Source organism: Pantoea sp. ICBG 1758 (assembly GCF_002928325.1).
Classification (GTDB): Bacteria; Pseudomonadota; Gammaproteobacteria; order Enterobacterales; family Enterobacteriaceae; genus Pantoea; species Pantoea eucrina.
Window position 1 is genome coordinate 299,514 of record NZ_POWL01000003.1, and the last position, 14,561, is coordinate 314,074.

Sequence of the window (14,561 nt, forward strand, 5' to 3'; positions counted from 1 at the left end):
CTATGCAGCAAGAAGACTCCCTCTGGATGCAAGTTATCTCCCGTTAGAGACCGGATTGAAGAGCAACTCATCAAGGACGTTATACCCGGATCCTGAGAGTCATTGCTCGGTGTGGCGACGCCCGCGTACAGCGCGGAAAAAACCAGTGAAACAGCACGCGTCAGCGCTCTGTGCCTGAAACAGAACAGGCAATGTCTAAAGCAGTTTAAGGAGACTCTCAATGTCCACGCAAAAACCTCATTCCTATGGTTTGTACGACCCGGCCGCAGGCAGCGATAGCTGTGGTGTAGGTTTTATTACCCGCAAGGACGGCGAGCAGACACATGACATTCTGCAGATGGCGCACAGCGCACTCTGCACCGTGCCGCATCGCGGCGGGATGTCCGCAGAGGGTGTCGGTGATGGTGCCGGCGTTAACGTCGATCTCTCGCTTAACTTTTTCCGTAAATTAACCGGCCAGGCGCTGGAAGCTGGCCAGTTTGGCGTAGGCAACTTTTTTGTCCCGAAAGATGCCGCGCTGCGGGCTAATGCCGAACGTCTGGTTGAAGAGACGCTGGCCGCATGGAATTTCCCGGTGCTGCTGAAGCGCGATATGCCGCTGGATAATAGCGTAACCCGCCCTGCCGCCGTGGCGTTTCAGCTGCCGATTGTGCAGTGGGTGTTTGCCGCTCCGCCTGCGCTGACGAATCAGACTGACTTCGAACGTCAGATCTACCGGGCGCTGCTGGATATCGAAGCGCGCGCGTTCACCGAAAGTGAGTTTGGCGGCCTCTATCCGCTCTCACTCTCTTCCCGCACGCAGGTGTTTAAAGCGCGTCTGAACTCGAATGAAGTGATCCCTTACTTTAAAGACCTCACCGACAGCGATCACCAGGTGCGCGGACTCTTTTTCCATACCCGCTTCTCGACCAATACCGATCCCCATACCACTATGGCACAGCCGTTCCGCCTGATGGCGCATAACGGCGAGCTGAATACCGATCGTAAAAACCGCATTGCTGAAGCGGCGCTGATGCTGGCGCGCGGTAAAAAAATTGTCCGCCCTAAAGGCCAGTCTGACAGCTCGCGTCTTGACCAGAGCATCCACAGCCGCCTGATGGAAGACGATCTCGACCTGATCACCGCCGTGGTCTCCATGATGCCCCCGGCGTGGGAGAACGACAGTTCACTCTCCGCTGACGTGCGTGCGATGCTGGAGTACTTTTCGCTGTATGAAGAGAAAAATGATGGTCCGGCCGCGCTGATTTTCGGCAACGGCGAGGTCATCGGTGCCCGTCTGGATCGCCTGGGCCTGCGTCCGCTGCGTTCAGTGGAAACTGCCGACTATATCGGTGCCATGTCAGAAGCGGGCCAGATTGCCTTTCCGCCAGAAAGCGTACTGCGTCGCGGCCGCATCGAAGCGGGCGGTATGCTCTATTACGATCACAAAGAGAAGCGCGCCTATACCACGACCGAAGCGCTGGAAAAACTGGCGGCCGCAAAAGATTATCGTGCCCTGCTGCAGGCGGCGCGCGTCGAGCTGCATGAGCTGCCGGAAATTCCGGCTGAGAAGCTTGGCTCTCCGCTGCGCTATCGCGGCGATCTCAAAACCTACCAGCGTTTTGTCGCCTACTACTACAACCAGGAAAGCTTCAAGTTCATGATGGATCCGATGCTGCAGACCGGTGCGGAGAAGATCTCCGCAATGGGTTACGGCAACGCCATCAACGGCCTTTCCGATCATGAAGGCGGCATGGCGCACTACTTTTCGCAGCGCTTTGCGCAGGTGACCAACCCGCCGCTCGACTCTATCCGTGAAGCTGACGGCATGACGCTGCGCGTGGCGCTGGGCGCAAAACCCCATCTTGGCCGTAGCAAAGGGCAGCAGATTATTGTTCCCAGTCCGATCCTGACCCACCTTGATATGCTGCGCCTGCGCGAGCAGAACGTGGCACCTTACGCGCGCTTTGAAATGCTCTATGAGCCGGTGACCGGCAAAGATATCGTCAGCCGCGCCGCTAATGCCAGCGCGCTGGAAAAAGCGATAGATAATCTGGCTCAGCAGGTGGTGGATTTCGCCCGTACGCAGGGCGGCATTGCCGTGATCACCGATCGTCACGTATCAACCACTCATGCCGCCATGCCGATGCTGCTGGTGATCTCCGCCATTAACCAGCGTCTGGTGCAGGAAGGGCTGCGTCTGGATGTCTCTCTGGTGGTTGAGAGCGGTCAGAGCATCTCGTCGCACCATATCGCTGCCACGCTCGGCTTCGGTGCTTCCGCCGTCTATCCGCTGGGCGTACAGATGCGCGCAGAAGAGAAATTTGGTGAAGGCGAAGAGGGTAATAAGGCGTTCAGGCGCTATGCCAAAGCCGCTGAGAAAGCGCTGATGAAGACCATGGGTAAAGTGGGCCTCTGCACCGTCGAGAGCTACAGCTGCGGTGAGTTTTTTGAGCCTAATTTTCTCGATACTGAAGATCCGGTGCTGAAAAAATATTTTCCGAATATCAAAACCCCGGTGGGTGGCGCAGGCTTCCCGGCGATCGCCCAGATGGCAGTAGACTGGCATCAAAGCGCGCTGAAAATCCAGGGTGAAGCGGAAGTGCCGCTGCTTGGCCTGTTCAAAGAGCGTGCGGAAGGTGCCGGTCACTCCTACGGCACCATCGCCGTGCGAACCTTTATCGATATGACTGAACAGCCGATCCGCTTTGCCGATAAGGCGCGCGAAGAGGATAACTTTATCCGTCTGATGACGCTCGCCAGGCTGGAAAACGCGTTTGGTATTAAAGCGGACGCATTCAAAGAGAGCAGCTTTGAACGGATCCCGAATGCGGTCATCGATACCTTTGCCATTACGCCGGATTACCGTCAGTTCTCCAGCCTGATGCATGCCGAGCGCAAACGCCGTCCGGCAGCGCTGCGTGACATTCTTGCCCTGCCCTGCGATCTGACCCACGTTGACAGTGAAGCGGAGTTTGGCCGCAAGCTGGGCCGCTATTCGCTGGTGAACAATGGTTTCGCCATCCGTGGCCTGCAGTGTCAGACGGTGGCGGGCAGCCTGAACCAGTTTGAACTGCGCCTGATCGACGCGATTGCCGGTCTGAAACCGGAGCAGGAGCGTCTGGCGGCGCTGGCGCGTGCGCTCAGCACCCGCTTCCGGGATGACATTGAGAGCAGCAGCGTGGAAGAGAGCGTGCTGCGCATTACCGCCTATGGTAAGGCCGCAGAGTACCTGGCAAAAATTTTCACGGCGCAGCCTTCGCTGCCGCTGGAGGAGATTCAGCCGGCACACGAAATCACCCGCACCTTCGCTTCCGGTGCAATGAGCCACGGAGCGCTGGTTGCGCCTGCGCATGAAGCCGTCGCGCACGGCACCAATATGGTGGGCGGCATGAGTAACTGCGGTGAAGGCGGCGAGCACTATTCGCGTCACGGCACCATCCGCGCCTCGCGCATTAAACAGCTGGCTTCAGGACGTTTTGGTGTCTGGGCGGCCTACCTGGCCGATCCGATGCTGGAAGAGCTGGAGATCAAAATTGGTCAGGGTGCAAAACCTGGCGAAGGCGGTCAGCTGCCGGCGCCTAAAGTCACGGTAGAGATTGCTGCCGCACGCGGCGGCACGCCGGGTGTGGAGCTGGTGTCGCCTCCGCCTCACCATGACACCTACTCCATTGAGGATCTGGCACAGCTGATCCACGACTGCAAAGCCGCGCGCGTGCGCGTTATTGTCAAACTGGTCTCTTCAGAAGGTATCGGCACCATTGCGGTGGGCGTAGCCAAAGCCGGCGCCGACGTCATTAACGTGGCGGGCAACACCGGCGGAACCGGTGCGGCATCGGTAACCAGCCTGAAATATACCGGCCGCGTGGCAGAAATCGGTATTGCTGAAGTTCATCAGGCGCTGTGCGCCAATGGCCTGCGTGACAAAGTACAGCTCCGCTGCTCCGGCGCGCAGCAGACCGGCAGCGACGTGATTAAATCCGCGCTGCTGGGCGGCGATAGCTTTGAGTTTGGTACCACGGCACTGATGATGCTGAAGTGCGTGATGGCGAAAAACTGCAACGTGAAGTGCCCGGCGGGCTTAACCACCAATGCCGAAGCCTTTGATGGCGATCCGCGTCAGCTGGCGCAGTACTTCATCAACGTGGCGCAGGAAGTGCGCGAGTTTCTCGCCCGCCTCGGCCTGCGCTCGCTGCGTGAGGCGCGCGGCCGGGCCGATCTGCTGCACCTGATGGATCATCCGCTGGAAGTGGGCAAACTCGATCTGCGCGCCATGCTGACGGTAGTACCGGAACAGAAAATCGCGCATCCGGTCTATCTGGAAAAAGATTTTACGCTCGACGACGGCTGGGTAACGGAAGTGACGGCGCAGCTGGTTGAGCAGGCGGGCCGTGAGGTTACTCTGGGCAACGGCGTGACGCTGAATAACCGCAATAAAAGCGTTGGCGGACAGCTGGCTATCGATATCGAGCGCCTGCTGAACCATACGCTACCGGCTGAGCAGCGCCTCCTGCTGCCGGCGGTGCTGAAGGACGATCGCGGGCGCCACTACCTGGCGCCACGTACGGTGCAAATCCATACCCAGGGCGCAGCCGGACAATCATTCGGGGCGTTCTGTAACGACGGCATGCTGATGCAGCACTACGGCACCTGTAACGATGGCGTAGGCAAAGGTCAGTGCGGCGGTGAGCTGGTGGTGATGTCACCAGGCGGCGGCGCACAGGATAGCGATGGCAACGTGCTGATCGGCAACTTTGCGCTGTTTGGTGCCACCGGCGGCCGGCTGTTTGTGCAGGGCCAGGCGGGCGATCGCTTCGCGGTACGTAACTCCGGCGCCACCGCCGTGGTGGAAGGCGTGGGCGATTTCTGCTGTGAATATATGACCAACGGCGCCATCCTTAACCTCGGCACCTTTGGCAAAGGCTTTGGCAACGGCATGAGCGGCGGCTTCGCTTATCAGTATGACCCGTACGGCAACCTTGCCGGCCATGCGGCGGGAGACTCCGTACTCTTTGGTTCCATTGCGGATGATAACGAGATGGCGCGCGTGCATAAGCAGGCGGTACTGACCATGCTGAACTGGCATCTGGAAGCGACCCGCTCGCCACGCGCCGCCTGGCTGCTGGCGAACTGGGAGAGCGAATGTCAGCACTTTGTGTATGTTATGCCGCGTTCGCTGCTGCTCTACCAGGATGGTGGTGAGATCCTGAAAGCAAAATCGCGCAAAGATCTGCTGGAAGAGCTTTCAACCTCGCTGGCTGCGCACCAGGTAGCCAAATTTAAAGCGGCGTGGCGCAGCGGCAAAACCATTGCTGACGGGGCCGTACCCGCCTACGGTGCGACTGATACGCAGGAGATGTTTATCCTGCTTAACAACTACACCGTGCTGAGCTTTGCGCAGCAGCTGGCGCTGGGCAAGCTGCCGAAAGGCACCGCAGTGGAAGATCCGGCGGTTGAAAAAGCGGTACGCAATCTGCTGATGACCGAGGATTTTGCGCTGGTCAGTAAGCTGCAGCGGCACGCCCGCGCGGCAATTGAGAGCTACAGCGATGATGAGCTGGCAAGCCTGATCGCGGCAAAACGCATGGCTGATTACAAAGCGGCATTAACGCAGCGTAATATCCGCTCTATGGATAGCCTGGCGACCTATGGCTGGATCATCTATCAGGATGCGCGCCATCGCGAGGTGCTGGGCCACCTGCCGGACTTTGAAGAGCTGTTTGCGCGTGCGGCGCTGCCGGAAATTGCCGCTGCGGTCGGAAAACTGTCCTGATCGCGTCAGCCCGGCATTTGAGCCTTAAGAGTGAACATTACTAACAGGATTGAGTACCCGTATCATGAAGATTCCTTACATTCCTGAAGACGCACCGTTTAACGGTGAGCAGAAATACTGGCTGGCGGGTTTTCTCGCCGGTCTCCACTCGCGCCTGTTAGTGCTGGAAGATAAGCAGACGGCGCCTGCCGCTGGCGCCAGCGCAACTACGCAGCTGCACATTCTGTACGGCTCCCAGACCGGCAATGCCGAAGCGCTGGCCCAGACCGCGGCTAAAGCGGCTCGTGCCAAAGGTCTGGTCCCGGTGGTGCAGGCGCTGGGTGAGGTCGATCTCGAAGTCTTCACCACCATGCGTCATGTGCTGATTGTGACCTCAACCTATGGTGAAGGTGAGATGCCTGACAACGCGCAGCTGTTCTGGCAGGCGATTTCAGCCAGCACCGCACCGCGCCTGGAGCAGATGCACTTTGCCGTGCTGGCAATTGGCGATACCGGCTACGACGGTTTCTGCCAGGCGGGTAAATTCATCGATATGCGTCTTGAACAGCTGGGTGCGCGCCGCGTAGTGGATCGCATCGACTGCGATATCGATTTTGAAGAGCCATCCGATGCCTGGATTGGCAGCGCGATGCCGCAGTTTGCCGCCAGCGCCGGCAGCAGCGGCACCGTGCTGGAGAGCGCACCGGAAGCGCCGGTAATCCCCGGCAGCAATAAGCAGAATCCTTATGCGGCTGCGCTGACCACCAATAAACGCCTCTCCGGCGAACAGTCGGCCAAAGATATCCGCCACTTTGAATTTGATCTCAGCGGTAGCGGTCTGAAATATGAAGCGGGCGATGCGCTGGGGATTATTCCGGTCAACGACGCCGCGCTGGTCACGCTGCTGCTGACTGAGCTGAAAGCGGACTATGAAACACCGGTACCGGGCTTCGATCGTAATCTGGGCGATCTGCTAACCTATCAGTTTGAAATCGCCGAGCCGTCACGCAAGCTCATTGAGTGGATTGGCCAGCACACCGCCAACCAGGAGCTGCTGCATGTGCTGCAGCACGACGATAAAGATACGCTGGCCAACTGGCTGTGGGGCAAAGACAGCCTCGATCTGCTGCAGCTGGAGCTGAAGCGCAGCCTGTCGGTGCCGGAATTTGTGGCGATGCTGCGGCCGCTGCAGCACCGCGCTTACTCCATCTCCTCCAGCGCCAAAGCGCATCCCAATCAGGTACACCTGACCATCGCCTCTGTGCGCTATCACAGCGGCGGACGCGAGCGTAAAGGCGTCTGTTCCACTTATCTGGCAGAGCGCGTACGCCGTGGCGAGAAGCCGGCTATTTTTATTTCGCCTAATAAAGCGTTCCGCGTGCCGGCTGATGGCAATGCACCGCTGATCATGGTCGGACCGGGTACCGGTATTGCGCCGTTTCGCGCATTTCTGCAGGAGCGCCAGGCAACGGAAGCAAAAGGCAAAAACTGGCTCTTTTTCGGCGATCAGCATCAGGAGCATGACTATATCTACAGTGATGAGCTGCACGGCTGGCAGCAGAGCGGTCTGCTGACGCACCTCGATCTCGCCTTCTCGCGCGATCAGGAAGAGAAAATCTATGTTCAGAACCGGATGCTGGAGAAAGGCGCTGAGCTCTACGCCTGGCTGCAGGAAGGCGCATACTTTTACGTCTGCGGTGATGCATCGCGCATGGCGAAAGATGTCGACGCCGCGCTGTATGAAGTGGTACGCCAGGCTGGCGGTCTGTCCGGTGAACGTGCCGCAGCGTATATCGACCAGCTGAAGAAAGAAAAACGCTATCTGCGCGACGTCTACTGAGTGACAGCATAAAAAAACGGGCCATCAGGCCCGTTTTTTCTGCGCGAAAAGATTACTTAACGACGCGCAGTGAAGGACGTCCGCCGCGCGGCGGTGGCTCGTCATCAGGGGAATGATCCTCATCCTGAGCATCATCCGGACGATCGCCATCGATAACGGACATGACCGTCTCTTCCTGACCCGCTTCCTGATCGTCCATCGCCTGATCGTAGACCGGCTCCGGTTCGAACATGGTGCCCGCACCATTTTCACGCGCGTAGATTGCCATTACAGCAGCCATCGGCACGGAAACCTGACGCGGCACGCCGCCAAAGCGCGCGTTGAAGCGCACTTCGTCATTGGAGAGATCGAGATTGCCTACCGCACGCGGCGCAATATTCAGCACGATCTGTCCGTCGCGCGCATACTCCAGCGGGACCTGTACGCCAGGCAAATTGATATCCACCACCAGATGCGGCGTCAGCTGATTATCCAGCAGCCAGTCGTAAAATGCCCGCAGCAGATAGGGGCGACGCGCGGTGAGTTGCGACATTTCCATACTTAGCCCCGAGCCTGCAGGCGCATTTCCCGCTCAGCTTCCGTCAGTGAGGCGAGGAAGGAGTCGCGTTCAAATACGCGTGTCATATAACCTTTCAGCTCTTTCGAGCCGGCACCGCTCAGATCAACGCCCATCTGCGGCAGACGCCACAGCAGCGGCGCCAGGTAGCAATCCACCAGGCTGAACTCTTCGCTCATAAAGAACGGCGTGCGCGCAAACAGCGGCGCAATCGCCAGCAGCTCTTCACGCAGCTGTTTACGCGCGGCATCTGCCTCAGCGCCGCTGGTGGTTTCGATGGTACGCAGCAGGCTATACCAGTCCTGCTCAATGCGGTGCATCATCAGGCGGCTTTCACCACGCGCAACCGGATAAACCGGCATCAGCGGAGGATGCGGGAAACGCTCATCCAGGTACTCCATGATGATGCGTGATTCATACAACGTCAGTTCACGGTCAACCAGCGTAGGTACGGTGCGATACGGGTTGAGGTCAATCAGATCCTGCGGCAGATTATCTGGTTCAACCTGCTCGATCTCCACGCTGACGCCCTTTTCAGCCAGTACGATACGTACCTGATGGCTGAAAATGTCAGTCGGACCAGAAAACAGCGTCATTACCGAACGTTTGTTGGCAGCGACAGCCATGAAAACCTCCAAGTTTGTTCACAAAAATATACTGCGAATAGCCAACCACACGGCGACTCACCCGATCATCAGACTCGCACACTGCCGGGCAGCGCTGATATCCGGCTCATGTCCGGAGCGGAGCGTCAGTTCAGGCCGCGGCTCGCGGGCGCAAAGTGTCAGTGAGTTTACCAGATTTTAAGCAGCTTGTGGGGCGGGGTTGCGCATTTGCGGGCAAATAGCCGGGAAAGCTCGCGTTTTTACACTGCTTTACCGGGATAACAGCCAATAAAAAACCCGCCGAAGCGGGTTTTTTGAGCCAATTGACACTGCCGAAGCAGTAAGCAATTAACGCTTGGAGAACTGAGGACGACGACGTGCTTTACGCAGGCCGACTTTCTTACGTTCAACCTGACGAGCATCACGGGTAACAAAGCCCGCTTTGCGCAGTTCTGCACGCAGAGATTCGTCGTATTCCATCAGAGCGCGGGTGATACCGTGACGGATCGCACCAGCCTGACCAGAAATACCACCACCTTTAACGGTGATGTACAGATCCAGTTTACCAACCATATCAACCAGCTCCAGCGGCTGACGCACGACCATGCGTGCAGTCTCGCGACCGAAGTACTGCTCCAGAGAGCGCTGGTTAATTACGATGTTACCGCTACCCGGCTTGATAAAGACGCGAGCGGCAGAGCTTTTGCGGCGACCAGTGCCGTAGTTTTGAGTTTCAGCCATTGCCTATAATCCCGATTAAATGTCAAGAACTTGCGGTTGCTGCGCCGCGTGGTTGTGCTCGTTGCCTGCGTAAACTTTCAGTTTACGGTACATAGCACGACCCAGTGGGCCTTTTGGCAGCATGCCTTTAACCGCGATTTCAATCACACGCTCAGGACGGCGGGCAATCATCTCTTCGAAGGTCGCCTGCTTGATACCACCGATGTGACCAGTGTGGTGATAGTAAATCTTGTCGGTACGCTTGTTGCCGGTTACAGCAACTTTGTCCGCGTTCAGAACGATGATGTAATCACCGGTGTCAACGTGCGGAGTATATTCCGCTTTGTGCTTACCACGCAGACGGCGCGCCAGTTCAGTCGCCAGGCGACCCAAGGTTTTGCCAGTTGCGTCAACAACATACCAGTCACGCTGTACGGTTTCTGGTTTAGCTGTAAAAGTTTTCATTGAAAAGCTTACCCAAATAAAAGTTACACGTTGGTGAAATCCCAAACGCTAAGTTAACGATTGAGGCTCACGCGACCATTTCGCCCAGCAAGCCCACCCCCTCAGGTAGAGTTACCGGATCACACAGCTTTCCGGGAAAAGAAATGCTGTGCTGTAACGTGGGGTCGCAAGATTATAGAGAAGTCAGATTTAAAAATCGAACCTTTTTGCGACAAAATTCACGATTTCTGGCCGGGCGTCACGGCAGATGCGGCAGCCGGAGATACTCCTCGCTCTGCATCTCCTGCAGGCGTGACAGGCAGCGCTGATACTCGAACTTCAGCCGGGTTCCCTGATAAATTTCAAACAGCGAGGTTTCCGCTGCCACCACCAGTTTGACGTGGCGTTCGTAAAATTCATCCACCAGCGCCAGAAAGCGGCGCGCCTGATCTTCAGTTTTATAAATCATCACCGGCACATCAAACAGCAGCACGCTATGGAAACGCCGCGATAGCTCAATGTAGTCGTGCTGGCTGCGCCCCGCCCCGCACAGCGTCAGGAAATCAATGGCGAGCACGCCTTCATGTACTCCACGGGTGGGCATCTCCCGGTGATTGATCTCCAGCACCGGCGCATCATCGGGCGCTCCGCCCGCCAGCGCACGAAACATGCGCGTCATCTCCGCCTGTGTGGCGTCATTAAGCGGATGGTTCCACAGATGTGCTGACGTCAGCGTACGCAGGCGATAGTCGATGCCGGCATCCACGTTCATCACCTCACAGTGCTGTTTAATCTGCTCAATAGCGGGCAGGAAGCGCGCGCGCTGCAGACCGTTGCGGTAGAGATCGTCCGGCGGAATATTGGAGGTGGCGACCAGGGCGATACCGCGTGCGAACAGTGCCTCCATCAGCGTACCCAGCAGCATGGCATCGGTAATGTCGGAGACAAAAAACTCATCAAAGCAGAGGATATCGGTCTCTGCTTTAAAACGGTCAGCCACAATCTGCAGCGGATCGCTTTGTCCCTGCAGCTGCGTCAGCTCTTCATGTACCCGCAGCATAAAACGATGAAAGTGCAGCCGCAGTTTGCGATCGCCAGGAATTGACTGAAAAAACAGGTCCATGACCCAGGTTTTTCCCCGACCCACACCGCCCCACATATAGAGACCGCGTACCGGTGCTTCCGGCGCTGCCTTCTCTTTGCCGACCAGTCGGGAGAGGCGTCCCAGCAGGCCGCGACCGCTGTTTTCACGCGGCTGCTGACGGGCAATCAGCCCTTGCTGGATAGCGTCTAAGCGGGTTATAGCTTCACGTTGTACGTCGTCCGGGCGGAACTCGCCCTGCGACAGCGCCTGCTCATAGCGCGCAAGCGGAGATGAGGTTTGCATGGTTCTCTCAGAATCCCTGAAAAGTCCGATTCACGTGTCGGTTGCTGAAAATTAGGCCGCTCTACACTAAGCGATACAGTCCGATAGTTCCACTTCCTGCAGATTAACGGGTATAGTGACTTATAGTGAAGCTGAAGTTGAAGTTGAAGCAATGCCCTACGAAGCAACGGAAATTACACGGGAGTTATTATGACCTGGGAATACGGGCTGATTGGTTTAGTGATTGGCATTATTGTCGGCGCAGTCGCTATGCGTTTTGGCAACAAAAAATTGCGCGAACAGCGCAGCATGCAGTATGAACTGGAAAAATCAAAAGCGGAGCTGGCAGATTATCGCGAAGAGCTCACCAACCATTTTGCCCAGAGCGCAGAGCTGCTGGACAATATGGCGCGCGATTACCGCCAGCTTTATCAGCACATGGCAAAAGGATCCAACGATCTGCTGCCTAATCTGCCGGGTGAAAAAAATCCGTTCGCCTATCAGCTGACGGAAGCGGAAGCGGATAACGATCAGGCGCCGGTGCAGATCCCGCGCGACTACTCTGAAGGCGCTTCCGGGTTACTGCGCGGCAGCGATCGCACTACCCCGCCCCGCAGTTAATCTTTTCAGGGCACCGCCTCATGCGGTGCCCTTTTTGTTTCGAACACTTGCAGTAAACGATTGTCACACTTTCTGTACTCCCCTATTCGCAGCGAGAGCCTGATAACCCATGAAAAAACAAACAAAACTATTAAGCGCACTGGCGCTGAGTATCAGCATGAGCCTGGCCGCAACGTCAGGCGCGATGGCCGCGCTTCCGGCACAGATTCAGGGGCAGGCGCTGCCAAGCCTGGCACCGATGCTGGAGAAAGTGCTGCCGGCGGTGGTCAGCGTACACGTTGAGGGCAGCGACAGTGGTCAGCAGGCGCAGGAGATCCCGGAACCGCTGAAGCGTTTTTTCAGCCAGGCGCCAGGTCAGTCGCAGCCTCAGCCATTTGAAGGCCTCGGTTCCGGCGTCATTATCGATGCGGCAAAAGGCTATATTCTGACGAATAATCACGTTGTAAACGGCGCGGACAAAATCAGCGTCCAGCTCAGCGACGGCAACGAATATGATGCCAAACTGATTGGCCACGACGAGCAGACAGATATCGCTCTGATTCAGGTTGAAGGGGCTAAGAACCTGACGCAGGTGAAAATCGCCGATTCTGATGCGCTGAAAGTCGGCGACTTTGCGGTAGCCATCGGTAATCCGTTTGGTCTGGGTCAGACAGCCACCTCCGGGATCATCTCGGCACTCGGCCGCAGCGGCCTTAATCTTGAAGGACTGGAGAACTTTATTCAGACGGATGCGGCGATTAACCGCGGTAACTCCGGCGGCGCGCTGGTCAACCTGAACGGTGAGCTTATCGGTATTAATACCGCGATTCTGGCATCAAGCGGCGGCAATATTGGTATCGGCTTTGCCATCCCCAGTGATATGGCGATCAACCTGGCGCAGCAGCTGATTCAGTTCGGCGAAGTGAAGCGCGGTCAGCTAGGTATCAAAGGCACCGAGATGACGGCGGATATTGCGAAAGCGTTTAACGTTGACGCGCAGCGCGGCGCATTTGTCTCTGAAGTGTTGCCAAAATCGGCCGCGGAGAAAGCGGGGATAAAATCGGGCGATATCATCACCTCTATCAACGATAAGCCGATCGCCAGCTTCGCCGAGCTGCGCGTTAAAGTAGGCACCACGCCGCCAGGCCAGCAGGTGAAAATCGGTCTGCTGCGCGACGGTAAGCCGGTCAGCGTGACCGTTACGCTGGAGCAGAGCGCGCAGAGCACCGCCAGCGCGCAGCTGATGTCTCCTGCTTTGCAGGGCGCGCAGCTGAGCGACGGCACTACCAAAACAGGCGATAAAGGCATTAAAGTCGACGCCATCGAAAAAGGCACGCCGGCTGAGCAGGTCGGTCTGCAGAAAGATGATGTGATTGTGGGCGTAAACCGTACCCGGGTGCAGAGCCTTGCCGAGATGCGTAAAGTGCTGGAGGGCAAACCGCCGGTGCTGGCGCTGAATGTGGTACGCGGCGACGAGAGTATCTACCTGCTTCTGAGATAATCCCCCCGACAGGCGGACAAGCAGGTGTGTGTCCGCCTTTCTCATGTTATTCTGCCCTGCGATCTCACCTGGCTTGAAATAACACCATGTTTCTTAAACTTTTGCGTGCAGTGGTGATGGGCCTGATCGTAGCAGGCTTGCTGCTTGTTGCGATCCCGGCGCTGCGGATGGGCAGCGACGTCACTTTTGATCATGAAAGCAGCGCTGACGAAACCCCTTTCAGTTTTAATCCGGGGGTGCGCCGTGCCGTGCCCGCCGTAGTCAATGTCTACAACCGCAGCGCCCACGGTAACAATAATCGCGGTATCACCACGCTCGGCTCGGGTGTGATCATGAACGCGAAAGGGTACATCCTTACCAACAAACACGTTATCAATAACGCCGATCAGATCATCGTGGCGCTGCAGGATGGCCGCTTTTTTGAAGCGACCCTGGTGGGCTCCGACGCCATGACCGATTTAGCCGTGCTCAAAATCAGCGCCTCAGGCCTGCCGGTTATCCCGATTAACCCTGCGCGGCTGGCGCACATTGGTGACGTCGTGATGGCGATAGGCAACCCCTATAATCTCGGGCAGACGGTCACACAGGGCATTATCAGCGCGACCGGACGCGTCGGCCTGAGCTCTTCCGGCCGGCAAAATTTCCTGCAGACCGATGCCTCAATTAATCAGGGCAATTCAGGCGGCGCGCTGATCAATTCGCTGGGCGAGCTGATGGGTATCAACACGCTGACCTTTGATAAAAGCAACGACGGAGAAACACCGGAAGGCATCGGCTTCGCTATTCCTACCGCGCTGGCGGCCAAAATCATGGATAAGCTGATCCGCGACGGGCGGGTGATCCGCGGCTATATCGGCATTACCGGACGTGAACTGCCGCCGCTGCACGGCCAGGGCAGCAATCTCGATCGCGTACAGGGTATTATTGTTAACAGCGTCGCGCCGGGCGGTCCGGCCGATAGCGCCGGGATCCAGGCCAACGATGTGCTGCTGCAGGTTAATGGCAAGCCTGCGCTCTCCGCGCAGGAGACGATGGATCAGGTGGCGGAGATCCGCCCCGGTTCAGTGATTGATGTGCAGGTGCTGCGCAATGAGCAAAAAATGACGCTGCCGGTTACGATCCAGGAATTTCCGGAAGCTGCCGCCCCCGTCACCACCGCCCAGTAAGCCGCGGCGCCAGCCGGCGCCGCGCTTAACCT

10 protein-coding genes are annotated in these 14,561 nt (G+C 57.4%); 5 read left to right on the forward strand and 5 right to left on the reverse strand.

Annotated elements, in window-relative coordinates; genetic code table 11:
• Nucleotides 1-220 precede the first annotated feature (220 nt).
• Together C1Y41_RS13140 and C1Y41_RS13145 are read left to right on the forward strand one after the other, a co-directional pair.
• Nucleotides 221-5,752 (forward strand): glutamate synthase-related protein, encoded by a 5,532-nt coding sequence (locus C1Y41_RS13140; protein WP_039382177.1) that lies wholly within the window; start codon nucleotides 221-223, stop codon nucleotides 5,750-5,752.
• Between the two features lie 64 nt (nucleotides 5,753-5,816).
• Nucleotides 5,817-7,571: a sulfite reductase subunit alpha gene (locus tag C1Y41_RS13145; protein WP_039382173.1), complete on the forward strand. Its 1,755-nt coding sequence runs from the start codon at nucleotides 5,817-5,819 to the stop codon at nucleotides 7,569-7,571.
• A gap of 52 nt (nucleotides 7,572-7,623) precedes the next feature.
• Here C1Y41_RS13145 and sspB read toward each other — a convergent pair whose 3' ends face one another.
• The 5 genes from sspB to zapE form a co-directional block, all read right to left on the reverse strand.
• The gene (gene sspB / locus C1Y41_RS13150) at nucleotides 7,624-8,109 is read right to left on the reverse strand and encodes a ClpXP protease specificity-enhancing factor (RefSeq protein ID WP_039382169.1); all 486 of its coding nucleotides are present in this window, start codon (nucleotides 8,107-8,109) and stop codon (nucleotides 7,624-7,626) included.
• Nucleotides 8,110-8,111: 2 nt separating this feature from the next.
• Nucleotides 8,112-8,753 carry a stringent starvation protein SspA gene (gene sspA, locus C1Y41_RS13155; protein WP_039382163.1) on the reverse strand — a complete coding sequence of 214 codons (642 nt, stop codon included), beginning with the start codon at nucleotides 8,751-8,753 and terminating at the stop codon, nucleotides 8,112-8,114.
• Nucleotides 8,754-9,080: 327 nt separating this feature from the next.
• Complete coding sequence (gene rpsI / locus C1Y41_RS13160; RefSeq protein ID WP_039382160.1) at nucleotides 9,081-9,473, reverse strand: 30S ribosomal protein S9; 393 nt, start codon at nucleotides 9,471-9,473, stop codon at nucleotides 9,081-9,083.
• Between the two features lie 15 nt (nucleotides 9,474-9,488).
• Nucleotides 9,489-9,917: a 50S ribosomal protein L13 gene (rplM, locus tag C1Y41_RS13165; protein WP_039382157.1), complete on the reverse strand. Its 429-nt coding sequence runs from the start codon at nucleotides 9,915-9,917 to the stop codon at nucleotides 9,489-9,491.
• Nucleotides 9,918-10,155: 238 nt separating this feature from the next.
• Nucleotides 10,156-11,283 (reverse strand): cell division protein ZapE, encoded by a 1,128-nt coding sequence (gene zapE / locus C1Y41_RS13175; RefSeq protein ID WP_094110669.1) that lies wholly within the window; start codon nucleotides 11,281-11,283, stop codon nucleotides 10,156-10,158.
• Between the two features lie 189 nt (nucleotides 11,284-11,472).
• Between zapE and zapG the strand changes: the two genes are divergently transcribed.
• The 3 genes from zapG to degS all read left to right on the forward strand — a co-directional run bounded on the left by zapG (nucleotide 11,473) and on the right by degS (nucleotide 14,529).
• On the forward strand, nucleotides 11,473-11,883 hold the full coding sequence (gene zapG, locus C1Y41_RS13180; RefSeq protein ID WP_094110668.1) for a Z-ring associated protein ZapG: 411 nt from the start codon (nucleotides 11,473-11,475) through the stop codon (nucleotides 11,881-11,883).
• Between the two features lie 109 nt (nucleotides 11,884-11,992).
• Nucleotides 11,993-13,363: a serine endoprotease DegQ gene (degQ, locus tag C1Y41_RS13185; protein ID WP_104085593.1), complete on the forward strand. Its 1,371-nt coding sequence runs from the start codon at nucleotides 11,993-11,995 to the stop codon at nucleotides 13,361-13,363.
• Nucleotides 13,364-13,449: 86 nt separating this feature from the next.
• Nucleotides 13,450-14,529: an outer membrane-stress sensor serine endopeptidase DegS gene (gene degS, locus C1Y41_RS13190; protein ID WP_039382147.1), complete on the forward strand. Its 1,080-nt coding sequence runs from the start codon at nucleotides 13,450-13,452 to the stop codon at nucleotides 14,527-14,529.
• Nucleotides 14,530-14,561: the final 32 nt, after the last annotated feature.

Coding starts and splice junctions, on each gene's coding strand:
- C1Y41_RS13140 (WP_039382177.1), top strand. CDS start 221: ATGTCCACGCAAAAACCTCATTCCTATGGTTTGTACGACCCGGCCGCA.
- C1Y41_RS13145 (WP_039382173.1), top strand. CDS start 5,817: ATGAAGATTCCTTACATTCCTGAAGACGCACCGTTTAACGGTGAGCAG.
- sspB (WP_039382169.1), bottom strand. CDS start 8,109: ATGGAAATGTCGCAACTCACCGCGCGTCGCCCCTATCTGCTGCGGGCA.
- sspA (WP_039382163.1), bottom strand. CDS start 8,753: ATGGCTGTCGCTGCCAACAAACGTTCGGTAATGACGCTGTTTTCTGGT.
- rpsI (WP_039382160.1), bottom strand. CDS start 9,473: ATGGCTGAAACTCAAAACTACGGCACTGGTCGCCGCAAAAGCTCTGCC.
- rplM (WP_039382157.1), bottom strand. CDS start 9,917: ATGAAAACTTTTACAGCTAAACCAGAAACCGTACAGCGTGACTGGTAT.
- zapE (WP_094110669.1), bottom strand. CDS start 11,283: ATGCAAACCTCATCTCCGCTTGCGCGCTATGAGCAGGCGCTGTCGCAG.
- zapG (WP_094110668.1), top strand. CDS start 11,473: ATGACCTGGGAATACGGGCTGATTGGTTTAGTGATTGGCATTATTGTC.
- degQ (WP_104085593.1), top strand. CDS start 11,993: ATGAAAAAACAAACAAAACTATTAAGCGCACTGGCGCTGAGTATCAGC.
- degS (WP_039382147.1), top strand. CDS start 13,450: ATGTTTCTTAAACTTTTGCGTGCAGTGGTGATGGGCCTGATCGTAGCA.